Annotated in this window: 26 protein-coding genes and 1 pseudogene; 11 read left to right on the forward strand and 16 right to left on the reverse strand. The window is 46.2% G+C overall.

Going from position 1 to position 25978, the window contains the following annotated elements; all coding sequences use genetic code 11:
* Positions 1 to 11: 11 nt before the first annotated feature.
* Both KDN34_RS07515 and KDN34_RS07520 read left to right on the forward strand, forming a co-directional pair.
* Positions 12 to 1388, forward strand: a complete 1377-nt coding sequence (locus KDN34_RS07515; RefSeq protein WP_212596263.1) for an MFS transporter — start codon at positions 12 to 14, stop codon at positions 1386 to 1388.
* A 13-nt stretch (positions 1389 to 1401) separates the two neighbouring features.
* Complete coding sequence (locus KDN34_RS07520; RefSeq protein ID WP_212596264.1) at positions 1402 to 2409, forward strand: LacI family DNA-binding transcriptional regulator; 1008 nt, start codon at positions 1402 to 1404, stop codon at positions 2407 to 2409.
* A 161-nt stretch (positions 2410 to 2570) separates the two neighbouring features.
* Here KDN34_RS07520 and mqo (KDN34_RS07525) read toward each other — a convergent pair whose 3' ends face one another.
* Together mqo (KDN34_RS07525) and mqo (KDN34_RS07530) are read right to left on the reverse strand one after the other, a co-directional pair.
* Positions 2571 to 4211, reverse strand: a complete 1641-nt coding sequence (mqo, locus tag KDN34_RS07525) for a malate dehydrogenase (quinone) (RefSeq protein WP_212596265.1) — start codon at positions 4209 to 4211, stop codon at positions 2571 to 2573.
* 374 nt (positions 4212 to 4585) lie between these two features.
* A complete protein-coding gene (gene mqo, locus KDN34_RS07530; protein WP_212596266.1) occupies positions 4586 to 6208 on the reverse strand; it encodes a malate dehydrogenase (quinone) in 1623 nt (540 codons plus the stop codon).
* 518 nt (positions 6209 to 6726) lie between these two features.
* Here mqo (KDN34_RS07530) and KDN34_RS07535 point away from each other — a divergent pair.
* Positions 6727 to 7206, forward strand: a complete 480-nt coding sequence (locus tag KDN34_RS07535) for a hypothetical protein (RefSeq protein WP_212596267.1) — start codon at positions 6727 to 6729, stop codon at positions 7204 to 7206.
* Positions 7207 to 7314: 108 nt separating this feature from the next.
* Entirely contained in the window at positions 7315 to 7638 is a 324-nt protein-coding gene (locus KDN34_RS07540; protein WP_212596568.1) for a YbjQ family protein, read from the forward strand.
* Positions 7639 to 7672: 34 nt separating this feature from the next.
* On the opposite strand, the gene KDN34_RS07545 is transcribed toward KDN34_RS07540, so the two are convergent.
* From KDN34_RS07545 to KDN34_RS07555, 3 genes are all read right to left on the reverse strand, one after another.
* On the reverse strand, positions 7673 to 9070 hold the full coding sequence (locus KDN34_RS07545; RefSeq protein WP_228730451.1) for an MFS transporter: 1398 nt from the start codon (positions 9068 to 9070) through the stop codon (positions 7673 to 7675).
* A gap of 8 nt (positions 9071 to 9078) precedes the next feature.
* The gene (locus KDN34_RS07550; protein ID WP_212596268.1) at positions 9079 to 10035 is read right to left on the reverse strand and encodes an aldo/keto reductase; all 957 of its coding nucleotides are present in this window, start codon (positions 10033 to 10035) and stop codon (positions 9079 to 9081) included.
* A gap of 222 nt (positions 10036 to 10257) precedes the next feature.
* A complete protein-coding gene (locus KDN34_RS07555) occupies positions 10258 to 11052 on the reverse strand; it encodes an SDR family NAD(P)-dependent oxidoreductase (protein WP_212596269.1) in 795 nt (264 codons plus the stop codon).
* A 101-nt stretch (positions 11053 to 11153) separates the two neighbouring features.
* On the opposite strand from KDN34_RS07555, the gene KDN34_RS07560 reads away from it, so the two are divergent.
* A complete protein-coding gene (locus tag KDN34_RS07560; RefSeq protein WP_212596270.1) occupies positions 11154 to 12071 on the forward strand; it encodes a LysR family transcriptional regulator in 918 nt (305 codons plus the stop codon).
* 753 nt (positions 12072 to 12824) lie between these two features.
* Positions 12825 to 14216: an NAD-dependent succinate-semialdehyde dehydrogenase gene (locus KDN34_RS07565; protein ID WP_212596271.1), complete on the forward strand. Its 1392-nt coding sequence runs from the start codon at positions 12825 to 12827 to the stop codon at positions 14214 to 14216.
* A 48-nt stretch (positions 14217 to 14264) separates the two neighbouring features.
* Here the strand turns inward: KDN34_RS07565 and tsaA are convergent, their stop codons facing one another.
* A complete protein-coding gene (gene tsaA / locus KDN34_RS07570) occupies positions 14265 to 14744 on the reverse strand; it encodes a tRNA (N6-threonylcarbamoyladenosine(37)-N6)-methyltransferase TrmO (protein WP_212596272.1) in 480 nt (159 codons plus the stop codon).
* A 97-nt stretch (positions 14745 to 14841) separates the two neighbouring features.
* Positions 14842 to 15456, reverse strand: coding sequence for a LysE family translocator (locus KDN34_RS07575; protein WP_212596273.1), 615 nt, complete (start codon positions 15454 to 15456; stop codon positions 14842 to 14844).
* 236 nt (positions 15457 to 15692) lie between these two features.
* On the opposite strand from KDN34_RS07575, the gene KDN34_RS07580 reads away from it, so the two are divergent.
* Positions 15693 to 16487, forward strand: coding sequence for a TIGR00266 family protein (locus tag KDN34_RS07580; protein ID WP_212596274.1), 795 nt, complete (start codon positions 15693 to 15695; stop codon positions 16485 to 16487).
* A 53-nt stretch (positions 16488 to 16540) separates the two neighbouring features.
* On the opposite strand, the gene KDN34_RS07585 is transcribed toward KDN34_RS07580, so the two are convergent.
* The 4 genes and pseudogenes from KDN34_RS07585 to KDN34_RS07600 all read right to left on the reverse strand — a co-directional run bounded on the left by KDN34_RS07585 (position 16541) and on the right by KDN34_RS07600 (position 19125).
* On the reverse strand, positions 16541 to 16855 hold the full coding sequence (locus KDN34_RS07585; RefSeq protein WP_212596275.1) for a hypothetical protein: 315 nt from the start codon (positions 16853 to 16855) through the stop codon (positions 16541 to 16543).
* Positions 16852 to 17317, reverse strand: a pseudogene (locus KDN34_RS07590) (EVE domain-containing protein). Before KDN34_RS07590 ends, KDN34_RS07585 begins: the two are co-directional and overlap by 4 nt.
* A gap of 214 nt (positions 17318 to 17531) precedes the next feature.
* Entirely contained in the window at positions 17532 to 18521 is a 990-nt protein-coding gene (locus KDN34_RS07595) for a cytochrome-c peroxidase (RefSeq protein WP_212596276.1), read from the reverse strand.
* A gap of 196 nt (positions 18522 to 18717) precedes the next feature.
* Entirely contained in the window at positions 18718 to 19125 is a 408-nt protein-coding gene (locus KDN34_RS07600) for a YccF domain-containing protein (protein ID WP_212596277.1), read from the reverse strand.
* Between the two features lie 175 nt (positions 19126 to 19300).
* Here KDN34_RS07600 and KDN34_RS07605 point away from each other — a divergent pair, with 175 nt between their 5' ends.
* Positions 19301 to 20260 carry a pyridoxal-phosphate dependent enzyme gene (locus tag KDN34_RS07605; protein ID WP_228730452.1) on the forward strand — a complete coding sequence of 320 codons (960 nt, stop codon included), beginning with the start codon at positions 19301 to 19303 and terminating at the stop codon, positions 20258 to 20260.
* A gap of 1 nt (position 20261) precedes the next feature.
* Here KDN34_RS07605 and KDN34_RS07610 read toward each other — a convergent pair whose 3' ends face one another.
* Positions 20262 to 20471 carry a hypothetical protein gene (locus KDN34_RS07610; protein WP_324033546.1) on the reverse strand — a complete coding sequence of 70 codons (210 nt, stop codon included), beginning with the start codon at positions 20469 to 20471 and terminating at the stop codon, positions 20262 to 20264.
* A 292-nt stretch (positions 20472 to 20763) separates the two neighbouring features.
* Entirely contained in the window at positions 20764 to 20937 is a 174-nt protein-coding gene (locus tag KDN34_RS07615; RefSeq protein WP_212596279.1) for a hypothetical protein, read from the reverse strand.
* 367 nt (positions 20938 to 21304) lie between these two features.
* On the opposite strand from KDN34_RS07615, the gene KDN34_RS07620 reads away from it, so the two are divergent.
* Entirely contained in the window at positions 21305 to 21922 is a 618-nt protein-coding gene (locus tag KDN34_RS07620; protein ID WP_212596280.1) for a class I SAM-dependent methyltransferase, read from the forward strand.
* Here the strand turns inward: KDN34_RS07620 and KDN34_RS07625 are convergent.
* Positions 21919 to 22479: a lipocalin family protein gene (locus KDN34_RS07625; RefSeq protein ID WP_212596281.1), complete on the reverse strand. Its 561-nt coding sequence runs from the start codon at positions 22477 to 22479 to the stop codon at positions 21919 to 21921. The two genes, KDN34_RS07620 and KDN34_RS07625, sit on opposite strands and share 4 nt — an antisense overlap.
* Before the next feature lie 156 nt (positions 22480 to 22635).
* On the opposite strand from KDN34_RS07625, the gene KDN34_RS07630 reads away from it, so the two are divergent.
* Positions 22636 to 23580 (forward strand): chemotaxis protein CheV, encoded by a 945-nt coding sequence (locus KDN34_RS07630; RefSeq protein ID WP_212596282.1) that lies wholly within the window; start codon positions 22636 to 22638, stop codon positions 23578 to 23580.
* On the opposite strand, the gene KDN34_RS07635 is transcribed toward KDN34_RS07630, so the two are convergent.
* Positions 23562 to 24206, reverse strand: a complete 645-nt coding sequence (locus KDN34_RS07635) for a hypothetical protein (protein WP_407695786.1) — start codon at positions 24204 to 24206, stop codon at positions 23562 to 23564. The genes KDN34_RS07630 and KDN34_RS07635 overlap by 19 nt on opposite strands.
* The gene (locus tag KDN34_RS07640; protein WP_212596283.1) at positions 24206 to 24571 is read right to left on the reverse strand and encodes a DUF2750 domain-containing protein; all 366 of its coding nucleotides are present in this window, start codon (positions 24569 to 24571) and stop codon (positions 24206 to 24208) included. Before KDN34_RS07640 ends, KDN34_RS07635 begins: the two co-directional genes overlap by 1 nt.
* A gap of 204 nt (positions 24572 to 24775) precedes the next feature.
* Between KDN34_RS07640 and KDN34_RS07645 the strand changes: the two genes are divergently transcribed.
* Positions 24776 to 25975, forward strand: a complete 1200-nt coding sequence (locus KDN34_RS07645) for a lytic murein transglycosylase (protein WP_407695797.1) — start codon at positions 24776 to 24778, stop codon at positions 25973 to 25975.
* Positions 25976 to 25978 lie beyond the last annotated feature (3 nt).

Raw genomic sequence — 25978 nt, forward strand, 5'->3', positions numbered from 1 at the left:
GGAGACGATGGTTGGTTGATAGTGTTTTCAAAGGGTTAACTCAACAAAAGCTGGCACTGGGTGCTGGTTTTTTTGCGATGCTGTTTGCCAGTCAGAGCGTTCAGGTATTGGCGATCCCATTTTATCAGATGCAGCTCGGGGTTGACCCGTTCCTGCTAAGTCTGGCGCTCGCGTTACCGGTGGTTGCTGGTCTGTTGATAACACCATGGATTGGTTACGTCAGTGATCATTGGCCAGGGCGAATCGGCAAGCGGCGGCCATTGATCATCGTCGGCAGCCTATTCAGTGCGCTGTTATTTGGCTGTATCTGGATGGTACCTGCCCATTGGCCAATGTTGTGGCAACTCAGCTATTTTGCGCTGTTTTATCTGTTGTTTTCGATAGCGGCGGCAGTGGTTGCTGTCCCGACAACTAGCCTCAGCTACGAAATTACTCACGATGAGTCGCAGCGCGCCGCCATCATGGCCGTGAATACCTATTTTATAAAGCTGGCCTCCGTGCTGTATCAATGGTTATTTCCATTAGCCTGTCTGGTGATATTTGCCTCCGTGGTTGTGGGGATCCGTTGGGTGGGCTGGGGCGTAGCGCTGTTACTGATAGGTGTGATGGGGGTGTTGCCTGCTGTTTTTTGTCGGGAAAGCGCCAGCACCGTTGGCAGTTATATGGCACCTGGTAAGCCAGGATTTACTGAAAGTCTGCAACAGCTATTGCGACATAAGCTGTTGATATTACTGATGACAATCTGTTTATTACAGCTTGGCGGCAGCGTGTTTGCTGCCAGCATGGATTATTACCTGTTGGTGTACTTTGTCAGCCACGGCGATATTACTCAGGGGGCTTACTGGAAAGGCGTACTATCTACGGCTTATGCGTTGACTGGGTTTGCCAGTGTGCCGCTGGTAAGCTACTTGCATCGTCGTTGTGGGGCCGTTGGTGCACTAGGATGGGTGCTAGTGTTGACGCTGCTGGGTGGTATTGCTAAGTGGTTTTTGTTTGTACCGAATATTGGCTTGTGGATCGTACTGGACGCGGTGTTATGTACTAGCGTCTGGACCGCAATGACGACCCTCATCCCGGCACTCAATGCCGGTTTGAGTGATGCAGAAAGCCGACGAAGGTGCCAACCAACCGCTGGCATGTTTGCCGCAATATACAATTCGGCTACCTCATTGGCGAGTATTCTGGCGTTGCTGGCTTCTGGTGCCGCATTGAATATTATCGGTTTTGATGCCGCTGCGGGTGGTGCCCAAAGCGCCAGCAGTATTACTGCAATGCGGTTTATTCTGGCCGGTGGCACTGTGTTATTCGGGATCTTATCTCTGTGGTGTTTACACAGCTATCATATTGGTTTAAAAGATAAACTTGCTTCTTCTGGAGCAACGGACTGACAAGAGAGACGTTATGGTAACTATCAAAGATGTTGCCCGGATCGCCGGAGTTTCGACCGCAACCGTGTCGCGTGTTATTCATAATGGCGCTCAGGTCGGAGATGCCTGCCGTGCCAGAGTGAAGAAGGTGATTGCCGAACTGGGTTACCAGCCGAACGCTAATGCACAGGCTTTAGTGAGTAAAACTACCAACACTATTGGCGTAGTAACGCCGCGTCTGTCGATGTCTTTTTTCGGCACGTTAGCCAGTGGTGTTGAAAATGCAGTAAGAGAGAACGGCTACAAGCTGTTGATGGCCAACTCCTTGTATGAAACGCAATCCGAACTCGATGCCATCCAGTCGCTACGACAACACAATTGTCAGGCGATTATCTTGCACAGTGAATATTCTGATGAAGCAACATTAATCCGTTTGGCCGATGAGATCCCAGGGTTGGTGTTGGTGAACCGCTACATCCCACAGATTGCCAACCGCTGTGTCTGGTTAGATAACATTCGTGGTGGTCAATGGGTTACTGAGTATCTGTTGTCCAAAGGCCACCGGCAGTTCGCGGCTATTACCAGCATTTATCAGAACCGTGATCCGGCGGAACGCCTTAAAGGCAGTCGTCAGGCGCTGCTGGAGCGCGGATTGTCGTTATCGCAAGAATTGGTGGCCGAAGGCACTGCTAACATGGAGGGCGGAGAACTGGCGGTGAAGGAGTTACTGGCGCGTGGTCTGCCATTCACCGCATTGCTGGCCTACAATGATTTGATGGCAATCGGCGCTATTCATGCGTTATTTGCTGCAGGTATTCGGGTCCCAGAGGACGTGTCGGTGGTCGGCTTTGATGATCTACCGGTAGCCAGAGCCTGTCGGCCGAGACTGACGACTATGCATTACCCCATTGAAGAGATGGCGGCCTATGCGGTAGACCTAGCCATCAAACTCAGTAATGCAGACTATAAACCAGTAGGACAAACCCATCTGTTCATGCCGCAACTGGTGGAGCGTGATTCAGTCTGCTGTGCAATCCAGTGAACGATGGTTGATATCGCGGTTGGGACATGCAGGTAACATCTGTGATGCACATCGCTCTGGGTAGTGTTTCGTTGTCCTAGTAAAAATACCAAAGCAAATAAAAAGCCCCTCCGGCTTGACCCGGAAGGGCTTTGGTTTAACTGTCGAGGATAGTTACAGTATTAGAGCTCAATGTTAGCAACTGGCTTGGCAGTTGGTACCGCAACACCTGCTTCTGGTTGTGGAGCAATGCTCTTGGGCGCTTGAGGTTTGTGCAACTTCAGCACTTCGCTGGTGTACTCCAGCTCTTGGGTTGTCGCCGCCACGTTGCCATTTAGCTTGGTACCATAGGATGGAATTATCGTTTTCAACTGCGATAACCAAACACCATCAACTTTATCTTTGAATACCTTATTCAGCACATCCAGCATAATGGGTGCCGCAGTTGATGCACCAGGAGATGCGCCTAACAATGCTGCCAAAGTATGATCCTGTGATGCGACGACTTCGGTACCAAACTGCAGCTTTCCGCCTTTCTCCGCATCTTTCTTGATGATCTGTACCCGTTGCCCGGCAGTCCATAGTTTCCAGTCGGCTTTTTTAGCTTCAGGATAGTATTTTTTTAGTTCATTAAAACGGTCGTTATCCGTCTGCAGTACCTGGCCAATCAGGTATTGCACCAGATTGAGGTTGTCCAGTCCCACATGTACCATCGGCATAATGTTTGATGTGGTGGTAGCGCCAAGCAGATCCCATAAAGAACCATTTTTCAGGAATTTAGTTGAGAACGTTGCAAACGGGCCGAACAGGATAACTTCTTTACCATCGATACGACGGGCATCCAGATGTGGTACGGACATAGGTGGTGCACCAACCTCGGCCTGACCGTAGACTTTGGCTAGATGACGTTTCACCACATCAGGATTGTCACAGATGAGGAACTGACCGCCGACAGGGAAGCCACCATAGTTTTTCGCTTCCGGAATACCCGATTTTTGCAGCAATGGTAACGCTGCGCCGCCAGCACCGATAAACACAAATTTAGCGTGCAATTGGTGCAGCTTCTCACCATGGGCCAGATCGGCCACAGTAACGGTCCAGGTCTTATCAGCATTTTGTTTTAAGTCACGCACTTCGGTAGACAGTTGCAGTTGGAAATTGTCTTTAGTCTGCAAACCTGCCACTAGTTGGCGAGTGATTTCACCGTAGTTCACATCAGTACCGATGACTGAGCGAGTTGCCGCTACCTTTTGCTTAGGATCGCGACCTTCCATAATTAACGGTGCCCACTTACGGATCTGCTCATGATCTTCTGAGTAATCCATGCTCTGAAACAGCGTGTTCTTTTGCAGTTCAGCATAACGGGCGCGGAGAAAGTTGACGTTAGTATCACCCCAGACAAAGCTCATGTGGTTTACGCTGCGGATGAAAGATTCAGGATCATGCATCACACCATTGGCGACCTGATAAGCCCAGAATTGGCGACTGATCTGAAACGCTTCGTTGACCTTAATGGCTTTGCTTACGTTGATACTGCCATCTGGCATTTGTGGTGTGTAGTTCAGTTCCATCAACGCTGAATGGCCCGTGCCGGCGTTGTTCCAGCCGTTGGAGCTTTCTTTGGCGACACCGTCCAAGCGCTCGACCATGGTGATATTCCACTCTGGTTCCAGCTCCTGCAGGTATGTGCCCAGCGTTGCGCTCATAATGCCACCACCGATCAGTAGCACATCAACAGGTTTATCCTGCGTCTGTGCGCTGACTGGCAGATTAAAAGTTAAGCTCACCAGTGAGGCAAGCAGAATGACAGCAATCTTTCTCATGGATATTTAGCTCTGTGATTGTGAGTTGGAGCAAAAGAGAGACACTACTCATGGATCAGGTATCTCCCCAAAATCCCCGATAGGGACAGACTAGTTATGGCTGTGAGTGTGATACACATACCAAACATTGAAAAAACGTGCGTAAGTTAACAGTTTTTAATGGTGGCTTATAGGTTTCGATACTAATGAAACTTAAGGCCGTTAAGTCAGTGAGTTTAATGGCGTAAAGCATTAAGACGCAGGTGGTTATGCGGGACTTTTATACGAAAAACAGCTGCAAAAAAATGAAATCAACGGCTAAATAATCAGGTAAGCATAAGTGCTGACGAGGATGGCAAAGAGTTGCTGGTCAGTACCAGCAACTCTTACATAGGCTAGAGTGCGATATCTGCCATGTTGTTCGCAGGCAGCATAAAGCTATGGTCTGGCTCAGGGATATTGATCACTGAACACGGTGCCTGTCGACGTAACTGCAACAGTTGGCTGGTGTATGCCAGTTCGTGCTCTATGGCTTCGATATCACCGTCCAGACGTTTGCCATAGGAGGGAATAATCTGTTGCAGTTTGCTTTGCCATTCAAGGCTGGCAACGCGCTCTGGAAAAACTTTTTTCAAGAGTTGCAACATAATTGGGGCCGCAGTGGAGGCACCGGGCGATGCCCCCAGCAGCGCTGCAATTGTGCCAAGTTCATCGCTGACGACTTCGGTCCCCAGGCGTAAAACACCGCCTTTGTGCGGGTCACGTTTAATGATCTGTACCCGTTGCCCGGCAGTCCACAATTTCCAGTCAGCTTTTACTGCATCGGGATAGTATTGCTTAAGTGCTTCGTAACGATCATCTTCGGACAAACGGACTTGGTTGATGAGATATTTTACCAGATCGAAATTGTCTAATCCGACCCGGATCATCGGCATCAGGTTAGATTTATTAGTAGATTTCAATAGATCCAGCAACGAACCGTTTTTGAGAAAGCGTGTAGAGAAGGTGGCAAAAGGCCCAAACAGCAACACTTTTTTACCTTCCAATACTCGGGTATCAAGATGGGGTACCGACATTGGCGGCGCGCCCACTTCCGCACGGCCATAAACCTTGGCCGAATGCAGTTTTACCACGTCTTCGTTTTCAGTCACTAAAAATTGACCACCGACAGGGAAACCTGCGTAGTCTTTGGCCTGCGGAATGCCTGATTTCTGCAGTAAACGTAAAGCGGCGCCGCCAGCGCCAATAAACACAAAGCGGGCGCGAATTTTACGTTTGTTGGCGTGGTCTTTGGTGTCTGCAACTGTGACCGTCCAGCTGTTATCACTGTTACGTTGCAAATCGCGCACTTCAGTATTCAGCTGTAGATCGAAATTCGGTTTCTTCTGCAATGAGGCAATTAACTGACGTGTGATTTCACCAAAGTTAACATCCGTGCCGTTATCAGTGCGGGTTGCCGCAACTTTCTGACTGGGATCCCTGCCGTGCATAACCAAGGGTGCCCATTTACGGATCTGCTCATGATCCTCAGAGTACTCCATTCCTGAAAATAAAGTACTGGACTGCAGTGCCTGGTAGCGGGCACGCAAGAAATTCACATTCGTGTCTCCCCAGACGAAGCTGATATGCGCTTCACTGTTGATGAACGTATGCGGCTTCTGCAGCACATTCTGGCTTACTTGATAGGCCCAAAACTGACGAGATATCTGAAAGGCTTCGTTGATATCGATAGCTTTCTGGATATTGACAGTACCATCAGCTTGCTGCGGTGTGTAATTCAGTTCCATCAGAGCCGAGTGACCGGTACCAGCATTATTCCAGCCATTGGAACTTTCTTTTGCAACGCCATCAAGGCGCTCAATCATGGTCATTGACCAATTAGGTTCCAGAGTCTGCAGAAAGGTACCCAGGGTGGCACTCATGATGCCGCCGCCGATTAGTAATACATCGACGGGGGTCTCCTCAGTGGCATTAGCCTTGGAGGGGGCTCCGGAACTTACCAAAGGGGTAAGTAGCATTACGGCGATCTATCTCATACTTCCAAGAATAGGTGGCAGGATTCTTTACCTTTCGAAACTTTCTGTCAAGATGCCGAAAAACCAGATAACTCTATAGAGTTACACAGAAAAACATGCTAACTGATGCGCAAATTTTTGGGAAAAAAACGATGTTCAGCATGAAAAAAAGTCGCTTGAAACGATGCTGTCGTTTGCCATGTTTATGCGTTATCTGTGCATCTTAATTTGCGGAAATACACTAACTTAATAGGTGATATAGATCACTTTTTTATCGACTTGTTAGCGCTATGTCGTATTAGAAAGTTGATGCTTTTATGGACTTTGTTGTTCAGAACACGATCTCGCTTAATTGTTCGGTTTTTGGTCTATTGGTAATACCAAGAAATTTACATTTCTTTACAAATTTATTGCTGAAAAATTGGCAGCTTCGCTGTTGCCTGTTCTTAATTCACTTAGGATGAATGTAAGGTCATCTTGACCCACAGGGAAGTCGTCTTATGTAATGGGTAGCTAAATCGTTGACAATAGCAGTGTTGGTCGTGGCAGTGATGTTGTCATTGCATCGATATGACACGCCACTGACAACTAAACATCAAACCGATAAGCAGCTAGCGTCTGCCTTGCAGCGTCAACGGGCACTATATCAGCAGCTTATTGGCATGTTCCGCGAGGACAGCCCTTTATCATCAATAAATCCGCAATTTATGGAACCTGATGCGGCAGTCAATGTATCGCGTTGGCAGCAGTATCGTCAGCTATTTACCCTGTTGTCATTAGATGGGGGAATGCGTGAATGGGGACGGGGCGGGGTCATGTTTATCCAGTCGGTGATGACCATCGCCGGCACTACCAGCACCAAGGGGTATGTATATCGTCCGCAAAATCCATTACCCCAATACGCCGACTTAGATAAAGCGGCGGTAGACCTTCCCGATAATACCGTTGCCTATCATAAAGTCGATGAAAATTGGTATCTGTTTTATCTGAAAAGCCATTAGCCTGTTGCTAAATGAGTTAAGTTTTTGAGTTGCCAATTATGTTAATGGTAAAGAGAACATACCATTTTATCCAAAGTGGTATCGGTTAAAGCCGCCAAGGAGCGCATGATGAAAACATCAAACACGCAAACAATCGCAGGATATCGTGTAACCGAAACCTTAGGGGTGGTAACGGGTAATGTGGTGCGTAGTAAGCACATCGGTCGCGACATTATGGCCGGATTGAAGACCCTCATTGGTGGTGAGATCGTCGGTTATACTGAAATGCTGGCAGAGGCGCGTGAGGAGGCGATGTTGCGCATGTTGGCTCAAGCTGAGAATTTACACGCTGACGCTGTGGTGAATGTGCGTTTTACCACCAGTGCCATCGCACAGGGGATGTCTGAAATGATGGCTTATGGCACGGCAGTAAAACTCGGTATTGAGGGCTGAACTAGTGGTTAGTGCGGTGGACTGGCATTACTTTCTATACTGGCGTTTTGCGCGATAATAATGTGCCGCCAGCATCTTTCGGTAATGTTAGAAAGTCAATCATGGCTAACATCGATAAACCACAGATAAACCATAGTGCTACCCGGAAATCTGCCGCGGTAGCCACGCTACTGCTACTGCCATGTATCATCGCGGCGATCGCTAGCGCTAACGCGCCCACAGCAATGCCTGTGCCGATATTCATCTGCACTAATATCGCTTGTAATGTATTGGCATCACGCATTTTCGCGTTCGGGACATCGGCAAATCCGAGGGTGTTTATGGCGGTAAAGTGCATCGAACGGTTCATGCCGCTGATAAATAGCACTACTGTCATTAACCATTCTGGCGTTGCTTTCGTGAACATGGCCATTGCTGCAAAACCCGCGGACACCAACAGTCCGTTGACGAGCAGTACCTTCTTAAAACCATAACGATTGAGGATCCACGTCGTAAAGGTTTTCATGCACAAGTTGCCGGCAAACAACCACAATAGCAGCGTGCCTGCTTTCACTGCACTGAATCCAAATCCTAGCTGAAACATCAGCGGCAGCAAAAAAGGGGCAGAGGCAATCGCTATTCTGAACACTGACCCACCAATTACTGATATGCGAAACGTGGCAATTTGCAATGGGTCAAGATTAAACAGCGGGTTCTGGCAATGCCGTAGGTAATAGGTGGTTACCGCCAGCAGTAAAATCCCCGCGATTAATAGCATCATTGACAGCTGGCTGCTGACATCATTACGGCTACAGGCTTCTATACCAGCCATAAACATACCAAATCCACTACCGCTTAAAATAAAGCCCCATGTATCAAAGGCCATCGGATGATTTTCGAGTGTGGGTATTAAACGCCAAGAGGCGACCAGCGCTATCAATCCGAGCGGTAAATTTAATAGAAAGATCCAATGCCAGCTCCAGTGAGTGGCAATCCAACCTCCCAGCACGGGTCCTAATAATGGTGCCACCAGAGCTGGCCAAGTGAGTATGGCAATGGCATGGACCATACGCTGCTTAGGCATATCCCTGAGAACCACCAAGCGTCCTACCGGGACCATCATAGCGCCGCCAATCCCCTGCAAAATTCTTGCAAGCGTAAATTGCCCCAGGTTATGGCTGGCCGCACATAGTATTGATGCCAGGGTAAAGATACTGATTGCCAACATAAAAATACGTCTGGCACCGAAACGATCTGCTGCCCAACCACTCACAGGGATAAAGATTGTCAACGCTACCAGATACGCTGACACACCCACTGAAAGATGGGCAGCAGCAGCGCCAAAATCTCTTGCAATAGCAGGAAGTGCGGTAGTGATTACCGTGGCGTCCAGCATCTCCATAAACATAGTGCCGGCCACCAGTAAGGCGGTGGCCGTCCGTCGATCACACATGAACAAAGTTAATTACCTGCGACTGTCAATTGACTTAACTCTGCTGGTGATAACGGTAATGCCATTGCTTTGGCAAAACTCTTGACGTGGCTGGTTTTGGTGGCACTGGCAATCGGTGCGGTTACGCCATCAGCGGCAATCAACCAGGCCAGAGCGACTTCTGCAGGGGTTGCACCATGCTGTGCTGACACCTCATCCAATGTGGTCAGAATACGCGAACCTTTTTCATTTAAATATTTGCTAATGCCGCTGCCGCGAGCACTTTTACCTAAGTCAGCTGCGCTACGATATTTTCCAGACAAAAAGCCAGATGCCAAACTGTAATAGGTCACCACACCAATATTTTCGCGCATACATAAGGCTTGCAACGGCCCTTCGAAACTGCCGCGGTCATACAGATTATATTCGGGCTGTAACACTTGATAGCTGGGCAGATGTTGCGCTTTTGCAATATCCAAGGAAGCCTGCAGCTGATCTGCATTAAGGTTAGATGCACCCACTGAACGAATTTTTCCAGCTTTAAGCAGTTTATCGTAAGCTCCAAGCGTTTCAGCATAACCGACTGTCGGGTCTGGCCAGTGGGAGAAATACAGGTCAATGTAATCTGTTTGTAGACGCTTAAGTGAATCTTCAACCGCCTTAACAATCCAGGTAGCTGACAGACCTTTGTGGCCTGGATGTCCCATATCAGAGCCAACTTTGGTGAAAATTTTCAGTTTATCGCGCATCCCCGGATGAGCTTTCAGCCAACGACCAATGATAGTTTCTGACTCGCCACCTTGGTTATTGGGGGCCCAGGCAGAATAAACGTCTGCGGTGTCGATCGCATCAAAACCTGCGTCTACGAAAGCATCAAGAATCGCAATGCTGGTCTTTTCATCTATGGTCCAGCCAAATACGTTACCGCCAAACACCAGCGGCACAATATTGATTCCGGTAGCACCTAAAGCCACTTTTTTCATCATTTATCTCCTTAACTCGATGAGTTGGAGCGGTTCTGGATAACATGTCCGCGAGAAACTCAATAATCAGACTGATCGACATCTCATTAATGGCCATACCACAATGAAATCTGGTCTGTCTTATTAGGAGCCTACTTCAATCGCATCTCAGTGACGGCTCAGACACGTCTGCAGCGCTTTAAGTCGACGCTGGGCGAGCGATTTGTCTTGGGTTATTGTCATACGCTAAACAATGTCATCGACAACACCACCATCCACACGTAATGCCGCGCCACAGGTGGCTGAGGCTAAGGTCGAGCAAACGTATACCACCATATTGGCAACTTCTTCAACGCTGGCAGCCCGTTGAATGATGGAACTGGGTCGATGAGCCATAACAAACTCTGTGGCAAGTGTGTCTATGGACTTTCCAGTTCGGGCCACTTCTTCTGCCATCATGTGTTCGAAACCATCAGAAATGGTGGGGCCAGGAAGCACACTGTTTACTGTGACGCCGCTGCCTGCTACCCGTTTTGCCAGTCCCCGAGCTAGCGCGAGCTGAGCGGTTTTTGACACCCCATAATGCACCATATCGGCAGGGATATTGAGAGCGGATTCTGAAGAGATAAATACCACCCGGCCCCAACCTTGTTGTTGCATAGTTGGCAGATAAGCCCGAGACAAACGTACTCCGGACATCACATTGGTTTGCCAATATTGCTCCCAGGTAGCATCATTGGTTTCAAAGAAATCGTCTGGCCCATAAATCCCGGCGTTGTTAACCAGAATGTCGACCTTGGGCACCTTGTTCACTAATTTTTCGCAGCCATCAGCGGTCGCAAGGTCAGCCGCGACTATTTTAATTTGTGCATTGGGATAGCTTTTTAGCAGGGTATTGCGGGCGGCATTCAAGGTGGCGTCACTGCGACCATTAAGAACAACGGCTGCGCCAGATCCCGCCAACCCTTTGGCAATCGCAAAACCTATACCACTGCTGGAGGCTGTCACCAACGCAGATTTTCCTTCTAATCGGATCTCCATCTTTTATTCCTCTACGTTTATCTGATTATGGTCATTGTAGTTTTGCTACTCACTTGATTAAATGGACACAATCTGAATTCATACTTTCCTAAAGGTTAATAATGGATGGATTAGATGATTTACCAGCACTTAGAGTGTTTGAACGAGTAGTAAGTTTAGGCAGTTTAACTGCGGCGGCGGCAGCGCTGGGATTATCGTTGGCGGCCACCTCAAAGCGGCTGACGAATCTCGAAAAGCGTAGTGGGCTGCAACTGGTGCATCGCAGTACCCGCCGACTTTCAGTAACCCCGGAAGGACAAACGTTATATCAGTACGCAAAACGCATTCTGACTGAGTTACAACAGGCACAGGAAGCCTTGTTAGAACAACAACAGCTTATCTCTGGTAGCCTGCGGATCACTGCCCCCAACAGCTTCGGTCATCGGCATTTGCTACCTTTGATGGGAGAATTTAGTCAAAGCTATCCGCACATTATGTTGCAGCTGGTATTGAGTGATGATGTGAAAGATATGCTGGCAGAACGTTTGGATATCGCGGTGCGCTATGGGACTTTGCCGGATTCGCGCCTGGTTGCCAGAAGGTTGCTCTCGAACAGCCGAATCCTCTGCGCATCCCCTGAGTATGTCAGACAGTTTGGCGTACCCGAAACCCTGGCAGAATTAGTGCAACATCGTTGCATAGTCATTGGTACCCACCGCGACACTGAATGGCGTTTTAATGCTGGTAGTGTTCATGTTTCTGGACATATTTTATGTAACGATGGCGAAGCATGTCATGCGCTGGCACTCAGAGGGTTAGGCATCGTCATGAAGTCATATTGGGATGTCGCGGATGATTTACGCACTGGCCATTTGTTACAACTTTTGCCGCAACTGGCGGTTGCTGACGCGCCGATTAGCCTTGTTTATCCTCGAAGTCAGGATCTGGCACCGCGAGTGAAAGTTTTTATGGATTTTATACAGGAGGCCATGGCTCGGTTAGAGTCTCGTGTAAAGTCGCCCGCAGTATCAACAATCTAAGTCGCCTATTTAAAGCCCTATTTGGCAAAATCTTTACTGCAAAAATTAAGTCACGGATATATCTTGTTACCCAGAAAAATTGATACCAAGAAAGTTGGGGATAGCGGAAGTCACAGTGTAATACAGGCGACCGTATGAAACGTAGAAAATACTCAGTAAATAGCATATGTCAAAAATGATTGATTTTAATGAGTTTTTTCTAATGTCTTTAGGAGCAAAATTTATTTTATGGACACATAATATAAACTGCATGTAAGTATAATTAATTAAATTTTGCTGCTAAATTCAAAAATACATTTATTTTTATGAGATAATTAATCCCGCAAAAAATTTATTTATAAAATTTTTTACAGCGATTTTTTCTTTTATAATTTTGAAATTTAATCAAGCATTAAATATTTTTTTTGATATTGAATAAAAATGCTGTAGTGCAATGTAGTAACTACTGATTTTTACTCTATAAAATTCGCTATCTACATTTTTATTAATTGATTTTAATGAATATTTCAACATGACTTCTCTTTTTTGATTACTGGTCTGCACCTGTTTTAAATTCTGCTTATATAATAACCTTTCGCAAAAATGACATAATTAATATCATTATTTGAAATGAATGAAAATTTATCTCAATGGCGACTAAAATCCTAGATCTTCAACTTGTTCGGGAGTAAGGTAAGAACCGTTTTTTAATGATTTCGAAGGTGATGAAATCATTCTCCGTGAAATACGGAGATGTATCAGGAGGTTTTATATATGAGCTATGCAACAGTTAACCCTTATACTGGTGAACTAGTTAAAAAATTCCCAGACGCAACAGATGAACAGGTTGAGCAGGCACTGACTGATGCTCATACCGCGTTTTTGAACTGGCGTGAAACATCATTTGCCCATCGCGGTGAGATCCTGCAGCGTGCTGCTAAAATTTTGCGTGATAATAAACGTAAGTATGCAGAAGTACTGACCTTAGAAATGGGTAAAGTCATCGGCGAAGCCGAGGCTGAAGTGGAGCTGTCTGCCCAGATCCTCGAATATTATGTGAAATATGCTGAAAAGCTGCTGGCTCCGGAAAAATTACCAGTGGCGGACCCAGCAGAAGGTAATGCAACTTTGGTGCATGAACCTCTGGGTACCATTCTGGCTATCGAACCTTGGAACTTCCCTTATTACCAGATCGCCCGTATCTTGGCGCCTCAATTGTCTGCCGGTAATACGGTCATTCTGAAACACGCTTCAAATGTACCTCAGGCCGCCGCAGCGTTTGAAAGTCTGATGCGAGATGCTGGCTTACCTCATGGAGCCTTCCAAAATCTCTACGCTACCCGTTCTCAGATTGAAAAAATTATCAATGATCCACGTGTACATGGTGTGGCATTGACTGGATCTGAAGGTGCTGGTGCAATAGTTGCTGCGCAGGCCGGTAAAGCAATGAAAAAATCCACTCTGGAACTGGGCGGTGCTGATGCGTTCGTCGTTCTGGAAGATGCCGATATGCCAAAAACCGTTAAATGGGCCGTGTTTGGTCGTCATTGGAATGGTGGTCAAGTGTGCGTATCGTCTAAGCGAATGATTATCGTAAATAAAGTATATGATCAGTTCTTGAGTCAATATACTGAAGGCGTAGCCGGTTTGAAGGCGGGTGATCCGATGGACCCAACAACAACACTGGCACCTTTGTCCTCCCAGTCTGCTGCCGATGAAGTGAAAGAAAAAATTCGTCAGGCAGTCGCTCAGGGGGCAACCGCAACAGAGGTCGGCCCTAAAGTGCCAGAATCCGGAGCATTTGTGCAGCCCACCATTCTGACTAACGTAACTCCCGATAACCCAGCGTTCTACTGGGAGTTCTTCGGCCCTGTATCAATGATCCTGCGCGCTAAAGATGAAGATGATGCAGTGCGCATCGCCAATGATTCACCATTTGGTTTGGGCGGTTCAGTCTTTACCTCCGATCTGAAACGTGGTGAAAAGGTTGCCCATCGTATCTCTACTGGTATGGTATTTGTGAATCACCCAACCATGGTGAAAGCTGATTTACCGTTCGGTGGTATTCGTAATTCAGGTTATGGTCGTGAATTGTTAGGACTGGGTCTGAAAGAGTTCGTGAACCATAAATTGGTAGATGTAGTCGATATCGACGCCCCATTCTAGTGATGGACGATATTGCAGAAGGGTGGCTAAAGGCCACCCTTTTTTATGCTAGTTGTTGTTACAAAATCGATTATCGGCCGTGGCTATTTTCTTGGCATTTTCAAACCAGCCGAAACGTGCACCTGCGCGTTGATCAAATTCACCTACGTACGGTTTGATATCCAGTACTGGCGTGCCATCTAAAAGATCCAAATTACGAATGTGCAATATGTTGTTGTCAATGGACAATAGCTCAACCACAGACAGGCCAATAGGGTTTGGACGACGCGGTGAACGGGTGGCAAACAGTCCTCGCTGATTGTCATCAAGGTACGGCGTTACCTTCATCTGGAAACCGTTACATTGATGCAAGTGACACAACAGCACGATATGAGAAAATCCTTGCAGGTCTTCCAGTCCTTCGAGGAACTGAGGTAAAAGTTCGATATGTCCTTCTGCATTATTAGCGCGAGAAGGTTGCACTGGGGTGCCAGCTTGCTGAAGAAATGGGCTATGAATGATGCCTATGGGAGAATACTCAATTTTCATCCGAAAAATCCTAATGGTGGCGCGGAGAAGCTAAACGTCATCATCATGGTAATTTTTCTCCGGAACAACCGACTACATCACAAGTTATCAGGAATCATCAGTCTAATGCGAGCCATAGGCCCACAGCTATCATTAATGCCCCTGATACTCGATTCATCCAACGGATATTGTTACCGCGACTGAGAAACAGACGTAACCCTTTACCGCCGCTGGCATAGGCCATTAAACAACCAAATTCGGTGAGCATAATAATACCCACCAATGCACTTAGTTGCGGTGCTATTGCCGCATTAGCATCAATAAACGGGGGTAATAGCGAGATCATAAATGCCCAACCCTTGGGATTGGCAATGGCCGTTATAAATCCTTGAGACATTAATGCATACGGGTGCACATTTGGTAGTGTGTTGTTGTCAGCTAAATGCGCTTTTGCGCGCCACATATTGAACCCGAGCCAGATAAGATAGGCGCCGCCAAGGTATTTTAATCCTTGGAATAACTGAGGATGTTGTAACATCAATGCCGCTACTCCGAGTGCAGAGGCAACTGCAACTAAAGCGACACCTGTTAATTCTCCCAACATCATCCAAAGCGTTCGGCGAACACCTATACTCATTCCCAGTGTCATGGCCAGCGTCATGCACATGCCAGGTGTAGCTGAAACCAGAAAAAAAGTCGGAATAAATGCTGCCAGCAGTGAGTAATTTTGCATCTGCAATCGTTGTGAAAACCAAAAGAGCCACTAGTCTAAACTGGTCAGTAGTGGAAACAAGTGCTTTCAGCTTTTGTGGGGCGGGGATTGATGCATTAGCAATTATTAATGAAGATTTTAGCTGAACACGTAAATTCATCATTGTGTGTTGTGACATTTTATGTCATAACACACACGAATTTAATGCAGGACAGCGCTTATTGAACCGCTGGTCGGACAAACATGAGGGACGATAGATGAGCAAACGTTGCCATGAGGTAGATTACGAAATCCTTGGCGAAAGTATGCAGCTGGTTGAAGTCGAGCTGGACCCCGGGGAGACTGTTATTGCTGAAGCTGGTGCTATGACATACATGGAAGAGGGCATTAGTTTTGAGGCTAGAATGGGCGATGGTTCTGCACCTGAATCGGGCTTTTTTGGCAAGCTGATGGGCGCAGGCAAACGCATGTTAACTGGCGAAAGTTTGTTTATGACCCATTTCACTAACCAGGGACATGGCAAAAAGCGAGTATCATTTGCGGCGCCGTATCCAGGTACAATTCTCGCAATCGATCTGGATGATGTGGGCGGGGAGCTGATTTTGCAAAAAGACAGCTTTCTTGCGGCGGCGCTAGGCACCCATGTCAGTATGAAGTTCAATAAAAAATTGGGGGCAGGGTTCTTCGGTGGTGAAGGATTTATTCTGCAAAGTCTTAAAGGTGATGGCATGGCATTCATTCATGCTGGTGGTACTTTGATTCGTAAGGAGTTACAGGGAGAAACATTACGAGTCGACACTGGCTGTCTGGTTGGCTTCACGCCAGGTATTGACTATGACATTCAGCGGGCCGGATCTTTGAAGTCGATGTTATTTGGTGGTGAAGGCTTATTTCTGGCCACGTTGCAGGGACACGGTACTGTATGGCTACAGAGCTTGCCATTTTCCCGTATGGCAGACCGTATTATTGCCCATGCGCCATCTATGGGAGGCTCTGACAGAGGTGAGGGGTCGGTACTTGGTGGTATTGGTCGGATGCTGGATGGCCGTTAACTGAAAAACCAAAGCACCGCATAGAGGCGGTGCTTTGGGTTAGCAAGATGCGGTTAATGAGCAAGAATATCGATTATCTGACGGGTCTTTTCCTGGAGCCTAAAGAGGGTTCCGTCAATATTAACCGTTATCAGTCCATTTTTATCTAGCGGTACTACCACTTTGGCGTGACCGTAGATGTCGTTATCCAAAACATCACCCTTGTGATATTTTTTTTGCCATCCCGGTGGTAATGCTTTGCCGCTATTGGCTTTTTTTTGTAATCCTGGTGGTAAGTCATCATGTGATTTCGCTATGGCGGTAAGTGGGTTACCTAGAAATGCCAACGCAGTAGTGCCTATGATTAACGCTTTTGCCATCAAATTCATTTTTCGTCTCCCATTTTCGTTATCCTTTGCCATTCCTCGCAGGTTACTGGTTGAATACTCAGCCTTGAACCTTTTTTTTTCAAATACATTTCGGCAAATGCTGCATCTGCTTTTAGCCGTTTAAGTAATACGAGTGTGCTAAATCGATGTTGGAAGCGGATATCTACCATCAGCCAACGCGGTGTTTCAGGTGTCGATTTAGCATCATAATATTCTGAATGTAGATCCCAAGCACTATCATCGGCATACGCTTCTTTGATGACGGTTGCGATACCTACCTCAGCCGGTTATTTACAGCTGGAATGATAAAACAGAACACCATCGCCTGTTTTCATCTGATCCCGTGTCGTTTCTTGCTTGATAATTACGAATGCCGTGCCAAGCCGTGGTTTAGTTGGGGGCTTGTTGCAGATCATCGATACTGAATTCATTGGGTCCAGATTTCATCAACCCGTAATTCAACTTATATGCTCCTCGGTGATATCAATACCATTTAGCACCTTTTTACCATTGCGGACATCGGCTCTGGTTAACACCATACGGATTGTTAGTGGATTCGACAAATCCTTTATGGATGAATGTAAAATAAATGTTAATTAATCAATTGAAATGTAAATAGTAAGAGGTAAAAAGCGCCACTGCCGTGGCGCTTTTGATCGCAAATCTTAAATCTGCATCATTGTTCGAACGGCTGCGGTTTAGGCGTTTCGGCAGTAGATGGGGGCAAAATCGGCAAGGTAATATGAGGTTGATCACCGGTTAACGTTTTTAAAAATGCCACCACTTGCGCGGTTTCTTCCGGTGTGAACTGCTGACCTAACTGCACATTGGACATGGTGTTGACTGCTTCTGCCAACGACCAAACACTCCCATCGTGGAAGTAGGGATAAGTCAGCTCAATATTTCTGAGCGTTGGGACTTTAAATACCATTTTATCTGCTTCTTTGCCGGTAACGGCCTTACGACCTTCGGCAGGATTATTAGTATGAAAGGGCTTTATCAGGCCCATTTTCATATACATGGTTCCCCCCACGGCCGGGCCGTTATGGCATGCAACGCAACCGCGATTTTTGAAAATGTTATAGCCAGCCTTGGCGTCGGTGGAAATGGCTTGCTGGTCACCCGCTAAGTATTTATCAAATGGACTATTCGGGGTAACAAGTGTCTTTTCAAAGGCGGCAATGGCATCAGTAATACGAGTAATATCAATCTTATCGTTGCCATATATTTTGACGAATCGTTCACGATAACCGGGCATTGATGCAACGGTTGTTACGGCAAGTTGGTGAGTAAATCCCATCTCTTTGGGGTTGGCGATGGGGCCGCCTGCTTGCTCTTGCAAATCTTTTGCGCGACCGTCCCAGAATTGCGCCAGCATAAAATCTGCGTTGAGTACGGTAGGCGCATTAATCGGGCCTTGCTGCCAGCGATCACCAATGGAAGTGGATAATGCATCCACACCACCTGTGGAAAGATTGTGGCAGGAGTTACAAGAAATAAATCCTGATTTTGATAGTCGGGGTTCAAAGTACAACATTTTGCCCAGTTCTACTTTATCTGGGTCGGTAATTTTCACCGGCTGAATGATCTCAATGGGTTCAGCCGCATTGGCTACCTGGTTGCCGATGATGGCTGATAACGCCAACATCAATGCTTGGTATTTCATTTTCAACTCCCTTTAAACTGCCTTATGAAATGTAAGGACATGTCAGGATCATAAATCGTGACGATTGGTGAAGGAAGTGAAAAAGACCTTATGGAACAAAATAATTACCTTTATTATCAGTAAATTAATATAATTTTAAGGTTGCTACGCCTGCCGACGAATATGGCCCCCAAGTCTGTGGTGGGCCATCAAAGCATTAACGTGCGGCAACGACTGTTTTGCCGATAGGGGTAAGGCTTAATAGCGCCAGTTTCAGGTGCTGAATGCCAAAGGGGATGCCGATGATGGTGATAAAGCACCCTAATGCATGTGCAATATGACCAATAGCTAACCAGATGCCGAACAGAATAAACCACACAATGTTGCCAATCAGCCCAAGTGGCCCGGTACCAATATCTTCTCGTCCGTATAGCTCGTCACGGCTAACTTGCTCCTGACCAAAAGGCCAAAAGGTCATTTCACCAATGACAAAACAGGCTCTGCCGAAGGGAATACCAATAATGCTGATAAAACAAATCAGTCCCGCAAACCACCAGGCTAGCCCCATCACAAAGCCACCTAATACGAACCAGGCTACATTAAAGATAAATCGCAAAACGGCCATTTTTACTCGCCTCATTATTATTTAAAATATCTGATGGTAGGCTTAGCGATAAATATGCCAAAATTTAAGATATTGAATTTAATAATATTCTATACTCGCATTTTGTTCGATTGGCGAAATTCACCAATAATTAGGCTTTTGGTTACTATGGTGTTGATCGCGGCATCATCTTACAATGATGGCAAGAAAAATCTGTTTGTTATTTATGCTAATAACCCCATCTTTGCTGGCTCAGACGCCGGTACAACATATCGAGTTTGATGGTTATGATTTCTATGTGAAGCGAGATGACTTGCTGCACCCTGAATTCAGCGGCAATAAGGCCAGAAAATTTCGTTATTTTCTCGACCACGATTTCCCTGATATCCAACTGCTTATTGGGTACGGTTCGGCGCAGGCCAATTCTTTATACTCAATGGCGGCGTTAGCAAAACTCAAAGGTTGGCAGTTACACTTTTATGTGGATCATCTGCCGCAGTGGTTAGTACAACGTCCACTTGGTAATTATCGTGCGGCTCGATTGTTGGGCGCAGAGATCTTAGCGGTTGCCAATCAGTTGTCTGGCTTGTCTATGGAACAATATTTAGCACAACAGGTATTAGCTGGCACCACCAATACCTTATTCGTGCCGGAGGGCGGCCGCTGCCGTGCAGCCGAATATGGCGTAAGACTATTAGCACAGGAAATTCAACAATGGTCAGAACAACAAAAAGTTGAAGGTTTAAAAGTTTTCTTACCCTCGGGAACCGGTACAACGGCATTATATTTAGCCAAGTATTTTCATGAAATTAACAGTGATATCGAAGTGTTGACCTGTGCCGTGGTTGGCGGTGACCATTATTTATTGCAGCAATTTGCTGGTTTATCTGACGACCGCAGATGCTATCCCAGCGTAATTACGCCGACAAAAAAATATCATTTCGGCAAACTCTATCGAGAGTTCTATCAGATTTGGCAACAATTAAATAAAACGGGAATAACCTTTGAGCTTTTATACGATCCATTGGGCTGGTTAATGCTGCTTAATTATAAACGACAACATCCGCAGCGGCCGATTATGTATATTCATCAGGGCGGCTTATTAGGAAATGAATCTATGTTGCCGCGATATGTCAGAAAGTATGGTGAGTGTTAACTTAAACTAAGTGATTACGATGCAGTATTTTAAAAGTGCGTAGCGCTAATAACTGCAAATTTTTCAAATCTGCCAAGGTTGGAACTTGTTGGTCAATCATGGACTCCCAGTAACTGGCTTCTGTATCTAATAATTCCAACATTTTTTTGGAACAACCTCGGCAGTCGCCGCCACAAATGGTTGTTTCTGGCAAATCAAATGGGATTTTCAATCTGATCTCTTTTAACATCAGTGTCATTGCATCATGACAGTTAGGTTTGCTCAAAATTATTTTTGGTAATCAGTAGCAGAATGGCGTCAGTATAACGCTTTCCTGATTAGTTTAGGTGATGGTGATAAAACTTTTAGGGATTCTCCCATTTGGTCAGGCGTTCATCCTCAATGGGATCCTGCCTGAGCCAAATGTGATACTGCCCGATTGCTGATCTTTGTTATCAGTCCAATCTGCAAAAATGCTTTCGGTAGGTGAGAGGATTAATTACCGAAGGGCGATAACGCGGGGGTTATTTATTAGTACTTACAAGCCATTTCATAAATGAAATGACATCACTACGTTTATCAAAAGTTTGCATTTTTTTGCCTTTCCTGTCGGTGAAGGCAATTGAGTTTTTATTTACGGAGATTGAATCTACAGGGAAGTTTACTGTAATTTCATGTCCATCGATTTTGTATGACATAGGCCACACTCCTTTTTTACTGTAAGCCGCGGGGGCTTTTAAGTTTAACTATAGAATATCCTTAGCTTTTTTAGCGAAAGAACTCGTTGTCTGACAGATCACTCTAATCACCTTCGAAAAAAATATCAAGTATCTACCGCATTAAAGTTATTCAATATTTTTCTGTATAGATTGTCGTGCCTGTTTAAACGGACAAAGTTCAACACAACTTTATGACAGATGTGTGATACCCATAAAGGTATCGGTAAGATTATATCTGGAATGGCCCGTATTTCATGGCACTTTAACCTTAATGTTATGACAGCGTATGATGTATTAAGTTGTCCAGATAAAGATAAATAAATGTGAATGGAACCCGAGGAGCAGTATGAAGCTAAATAAGCTGGAACGTTATGTTGTGCGTCATCCTTTAAGACAATGGTTGCAACAGCGACTGGAACAACCATTATTGCTTGGTCTATTCGAACACGGTTTACCCGTAGTGGAACACGCGTTAGAAATCGGCTGCGGCTTTGGCCAGGGGATCAGCATGATCCATAAGGGGTTTGGTGCCAGCAATGTGACAGCGGTAGATTTAGACGAAGAGATGTTATCTTACTGCGCTAAGCGCTATGTTGATGTGCCATGGCTGACTTTGGCGCAGGCTGACGCAACAACATTGCCATTTGCGGATAGCAGCTTTAATTTGGTGTGTGATTTTGCAGTGTTTCACCATGTTCCCGACTGGCAGCAGGCCGTATCGGAGGTTTTCCGAGTATTACGTCCCGGCGGCTCATTTGTGATTGAAGAACTCTATCGCGCCGCAATCTGTAATCCCGTCAGTCGCCGACTGTTTGAGCATCCGCCGCAGAATCGCTTTAATCACCGGGAAATGCATGATTGTTTACGATTGGCCGGTTTTGAAATCGCTAAGAGCCATCATGTATTGGGGCTCGCAGGTGTAACATTAGCGATAAAACCCGTGGGCGCAAATGCCATCAGTTAATTTTTTAATTCAGGCTGCGGGGTTTGGGTTACCCAAATAAGTTTGTTGGGATCAATTCCCAATTGTTGAACTTGGTGTATAAAATCGGCTTTAATTTCTGGGGTGACTTGTCGTGTGCGAGACAGTAGCCACAGGTACGAGTCATTTGGTCCCATCACAATCGAATTTTGATAGTTTCCGTTGACGGGATTGTGCGGCAATAAAGCATGCACCTGATACGCGCCATAAAAAGGCCTGAAAAAACTGACTTTTAATAGACCGGTATTGCGTCCTTTCATAAAGTAGGCGATACCTTCCGCCTCTTTCCAGGTTCTCGATACTGGATTAAAGCCCCTATTGATCACCTGTAAAGCATCCCCTTTGAGATTGTAAGTGGCCGTCACATGCGTTAACCCACGCTCAAAACTGTGGTCTAAACGGGCAATTTCATACCATGTTCCAACATAGGCATCTGCCTTAAAATCGGTAACAACTGGAATTTCTTTGTCGATAATAGTGCACGCACTCAATGCTAGAACAATGATGGGTATGGATAGGTGTTTGAGCGTTCTAAACATAATTGAGCTCCATTGATTGCAAATAGGTTTCTGCTTAGCTGTGAACATACTATATACCATAAGAAAATTTGTCATGGCTCATATAAGACAATTCAGCATGTCGTTATACTACTGAGCAAATTGGTAAATTTTGCAGTTATTCAGGAACTTTCTTTCATGGCAAATATTTTGGAATCAGTGGATCAGCACACTCAGTTAGTGGGTGAAAATCGTCTGGAACTGTTGTTATTCCGCATTAATTCAACACAGTTGTTTGCCATCAATGTGTTTAAAGTAAAAGAGGTGGTTAAGTTACCGCGATTGTCACAGATGCCTGGCAGCCATCCTTGCATTTCTGGCGTTGCAAATATTCGCGGTACGTCGATACCTGTCATTAATTTGCGGCAGGCCATAGGTTTCAAGCCGATGCCGCTAGACGGTGACTCCAATCTGATTATTACCGAATATAATCGTAGTGTGCAGGGATTCCTGGTGGGCAAAGTCGAACACATTATCAATATGAACTGGAATGAGGTGATGCCTCCACCTCAAAATGCGGGGCACAACCACTATCTGACGGCGCTCACTAAGTTGCAGCAGCAAGATCGTACAGAACTGGTATCAATTATTGATGTAGAAAAAGTCCTGGCAGAGATTATTCGTTACAACGTGAAGCTGGATGCCTCCAAGTTAGATGAATCATTGTTAACACAAATGCAGGGCCGTAAGGTATTGATTGTGGATGATTCCGCTACCGCCAGACACCAGGTACGAGATACTTTGCGACAGATTGGTCTGGAAGTGATTGAAGCTTGTGATGGTCAGCAGGCATTAGATTTGCTGCGCAGTTGGTGCGACAAAGGCGGTAAGATCCCCGATGAAATACTGATGATGATCACCGATGCTGAAATGCCAAAAATGGACGGTTATCGCTTAACTCACGAGATCCGTAATGATAAACGTATGGCGTCGCTATTTATCGTACTGAATACTTCGCTGAGTGGCAGTTTCAATAATGCGATGGTGGAGAAAGTGGGATGTGATCGTTTTATCTCCAAATTCCAACCAGACTTGTTGGTTGAAACAGTACAGCAGCGTATGCGTCAGTTAGCTAAAGCGTGATCTTCGGTAAGTTCGCGGATCACCTGGCGTTTGGTCGCTTTGTCAGCGGCGATATGCAGTCGAGCAAGACGGATAGCGTATGCGAAGCGTTGCTTACCAGTGATGGCCACAATCGCGGCAACAAAATCTTTATCCAATGCCATTGCCTTGCTCACGTGTTCGATGGCCACAAATAGCGAACTGTAGTTCACCCCATCAAAAGCAAAGCCAGTCTCTGGCGTGTGATCTTCTAGTGGCACGCCATTTAATACCAAGAGCCAACCAGGAAAATTTACACGATCTCTTGCCACTTCATACATAAACCAGGCGCTGCGTTGGAAGCTTTGCAGCGTTTTACAGGTAAAGTCTGCTTGTTGCAGTTCTTCTTCCGTCCAGTTCAGACCAATTGCCAAGTGTTTGGCATAGCGTTTCATTAGTGCATCTTTCACGGCAACGCGACATTCGTATATTGATGTCAGCGGAGTTTGCTTGGCTAATTCGACACACTCTTTACAGGCCGGTACCGCTAATGAGGGATGGGAGGTATGGGGCAGTGCATGATAATCAAACTGTAGGTTACAAGGTTCGCCACAGAACCAACAATGGTGGCGAACCTCAAACGGCACATCAACTTGCGGGGATCTCATCAGTCCTCTTCAGCTTCAACATCTGCCAGTAACTGGCCGATCTCAAAGGCTTCGATTTCCTCACAGTCATCATCGCTACGCCAATCAATGCCAACTAAAACATCGTCTTGGTTAAGATCGTCAACCCAATATTCGAGAAACTCATCAACACTGATGGCTGCCGGAATAAATCCCGCCCAGTCTTCATTGCAATGACTTTGTGCCAGAGCTTGTTCTGACCATAATGGCATGACGTCGGCTTCTTCAAATTGAGCAGAGTCGCATACCAACCATTCTTCATTATCGGGATCTTGCAGCCCCCACAGCTGTTGAAACTCACTGACTTTAGCGAGAAAGCTTTGCACTACCGGACTTAATTCATTCATGAGAGATGACCTAACAAAAGTAATGGCCGTTATTATACGTTATCACCAGCACCTTCCAAGGAGAAGTTGGTAACTTGGTGCAATTGGTCAAAATCCAGCTGATCGACAGAGTTTCTTTATTTAGGGACTTAAAAAATGGACGGGGTCTGGGTAGGATGAACACAAGCACCCAACAACAGTACAAGGAGTCTGTTTGTGGTCAAAATTCTTTCCTGGTTTGCGTTAGTGTGGGCTGTTCAGGCATGTGCTGCACCCACTGCTGCCGATATTGATGCTGCCGCGGCTCGCGTCGAAGCCGATTTTCCCCAGTGTATTGCCTCTTTTTCTGCAAAAGCCCGTAGCGAAGGCGTATCCGATGACACCATCAAGACTCACTTACAGAATTTGCAGTTTGTCAGGCGCGTGATAGAGCTCGATCGGCAACAACCGGAATTTACCCAGACCTTTGCCGGTTATTTCAATCAGCGTGTGACGGATTGGCGTGTTAACAAGGGTCACGAACTGTTAGCTGAAAATCGAGTGTTTTTAAACAAGTTGATGGAAAAATATGGTGTTCCGCCGCAGTATCTATTGGCGTTTTGGGGCATGGAAACTAATTTTGGTGGCTATAAAGGTAAAATGCCGGTGTTAGACTCGCTGGCAACTTTGGCCTGTGATCATCGACGTAGTGAGTTTTTCACTACGGAATTGATGACCGCGATTAAATTGAGTCAGCGTTATGGTTTCCCAGCGTCAGAAATGCAGGGCTCTTGGGCCGGGGCGATGGGCCATACCCAATTTATGCCAAGTGCTTATGCCAGTTATGCCGTGGATGCCGACGGCGATGGCAAAGCTGACTTATGGAATAGCACTGAAGACGCGTTGGCTTCAGCCGCCAACTTCTTGCAGCATCTCGGTTGGCAACGCAATGAACGTTGGGGGCGTGAAGTTAAACTTCCTGCGAAATTTGACTACAGTTTGCTCGGACAACAAAAGTCTCTGACAGAGTGGCAACAATCGGGGATAACCCTGGCTGAAGGTGGGCAACTGCCGCAGGCTGATATGCAAGCTCGACTCTACCTACCGGCAGGTCATCAAGGCCCTGCGTTTCTTGGCTATGCGAATTTTGATGTTATCAAACGTTGGAATCGTTCGGATTTCTATGCCATTAGTGTTGGCCACTTGGCGGATCGTATTGTCGGTGCCGGCAAATTAGTAAAAGCACCACCTCAACAACCACGACTTAGCCATATACAGATCAAGGCGTTGCAGCAAAAGCTCAACGAATTGGGTTTCGATACCGGTAAGCCGGACGGTATTCTGGGCAGTAACTCCCGTAGCAGTTTACAGGCGTTTCAAAAAAGCAGAGGGCTGATTGCCGACGGTTTTCCTGATCAGAATACCTTCAAAGCACTCGGGTTATAGTGT

Origin of the sequence: Shewanella yunxiaonensis (genome assembly GCF_018223345.1) — a bacterium.
Taxonomy (GTDB): domain Bacteria; phylum Pseudomonadota; class Gammaproteobacteria; order Enterobacterales; family Shewanellaceae; genus Shewanella; species Shewanella yunxiaonensis.

Coding starts and splice junctions, on each gene's coding strand:
- mqo (WP_212596265.1), bottom strand. CDS start 4,211: ATGAGAAAGATTGCTGTCATTCTGCTTGCCTCACTGGTGAGCTTAACT.
- KDN34_RS07520 (WP_212596264.1), top strand. CDS start 1,402: ATGGTAACTATCAAAGATGTTGCCCGGATCGCCGGAGTTTCGACCGCA.
- KDN34_RS07630 (WP_212596282.1), top strand. CDS start 22,636: ATGGCAAATATTTTGGAATCAGTGGATCAGCACACTCAGTTAGTGGGT.
- KDN34_RS07555 (WP_212596269.1), bottom strand. CDS start 11,052: ATGGAGATCCGATTAGAAGGAAAATCTGCGTTGGTGACAGCCTCCAGC.
- KDN34_RS07575 (WP_212596273.1), bottom strand. CDS start 15,456: ATGCAAAATTACTCACTGCTGGCAGCATTTATTCCGACTTTTTTTCTG.
- KDN34_RS07635 (WP_407695786.1), bottom strand. CDS start 24,206: ATGAGATCCCCGCAAGTTGATGTGCCGTTTGAGGTTCGCCACCATTGT.
- KDN34_RS07585 (WP_212596275.1), bottom strand. CDS start 16,855: ATGAATTTGATGGCAAAAGCGTTAATCATAGGCACTACTGCGTTGGCA.
- KDN34_RS07560 (WP_212596270.1), top strand. CDS start 11,154: ATGGATGGATTAGATGATTTACCAGCACTTAGAGTGTTTGAACGAGTA.
- tsaA (WP_212596272.1), bottom strand. CDS start 14,744: ATGAAAATTGAGTATTCTCCCATAGGCATCATTCATAGCCCATTTCTT.
- KDN34_RS07600 (WP_212596277.1), bottom strand. CDS start 19,125: ATGGCCGTTTTGCGATTTATCTTTAATGTAGCCTGGTTCGTATTAGGT.
- KDN34_RS07545 (WP_228730451.1), bottom strand. CDS start 9,070: ATGTGTGATCGACGGACGGCCACCGCCTTACTGGTGGCCGGCACTATG.
- KDN34_RS07550 (WP_212596268.1), bottom strand. CDS start 10,035: ATGATGAAAAAAGTGGCTTTAGGTGCTACCGGAATCAATATTGTGCCG.
- KDN34_RS07620 (WP_212596280.1), top strand. CDS start 21,305: ATGAAGCTAAATAAGCTGGAACGTTATGTTGTGCGTCATCCTTTAAGA.
- KDN34_RS07565 (WP_212596271.1), top strand. CDS start 12,825: ATGAGCTATGCAACAGTTAACCCTTATACTGGTGAACTAGTTAAAAAA.
- KDN34_RS07615 (WP_212596279.1), bottom strand. CDS start 20,937: ATGTCATACAAAATCGATGGACATGAAATTACAGTAAACTTCCCTGTA.
- KDN34_RS07595 (WP_212596276.1), bottom strand. CDS start 18,521: ATGAAATACCAAGCATTGATGTTGGCGTTATCAGCCATCATCGGCAAC.
- mqo (WP_212596266.1), bottom strand. CDS start 6,208: ATGCTACTTACCCCTTTGGTAAGTTCCGGAGCCCCCTCCAAGGCTAAT.
- KDN34_RS07625 (WP_212596281.1), bottom strand. CDS start 22,479: ATGTTTAGAACGCTCAAACACCTATCCATACCCATCATTGTTCTAGCA.
- KDN34_RS07640 (WP_212596283.1), bottom strand. CDS start 24,571: ATGAATGAATTAAGTCCGGTAGTGCAAAGCTTTCTCGCTAAAGTCAGT.
- KDN34_RS07580 (WP_212596274.1), top strand. CDS start 15,693: ATGAGCAAACGTTGCCATGAGGTAGATTACGAAATCCTTGGCGAAAGT.
- KDN34_RS07605 (WP_228730452.1), top strand. CDS start 19,301: ATGATGGCAAGAAAAATCTGTTTGTTATTTATGCTAATAACCCCATCT.
- KDN34_RS07540 (WP_212596568.1), top strand. CDS start 7,315: ATGAAAACATCAAACACGCAAACAATCGCAGGATATCGTGTAACCGAA.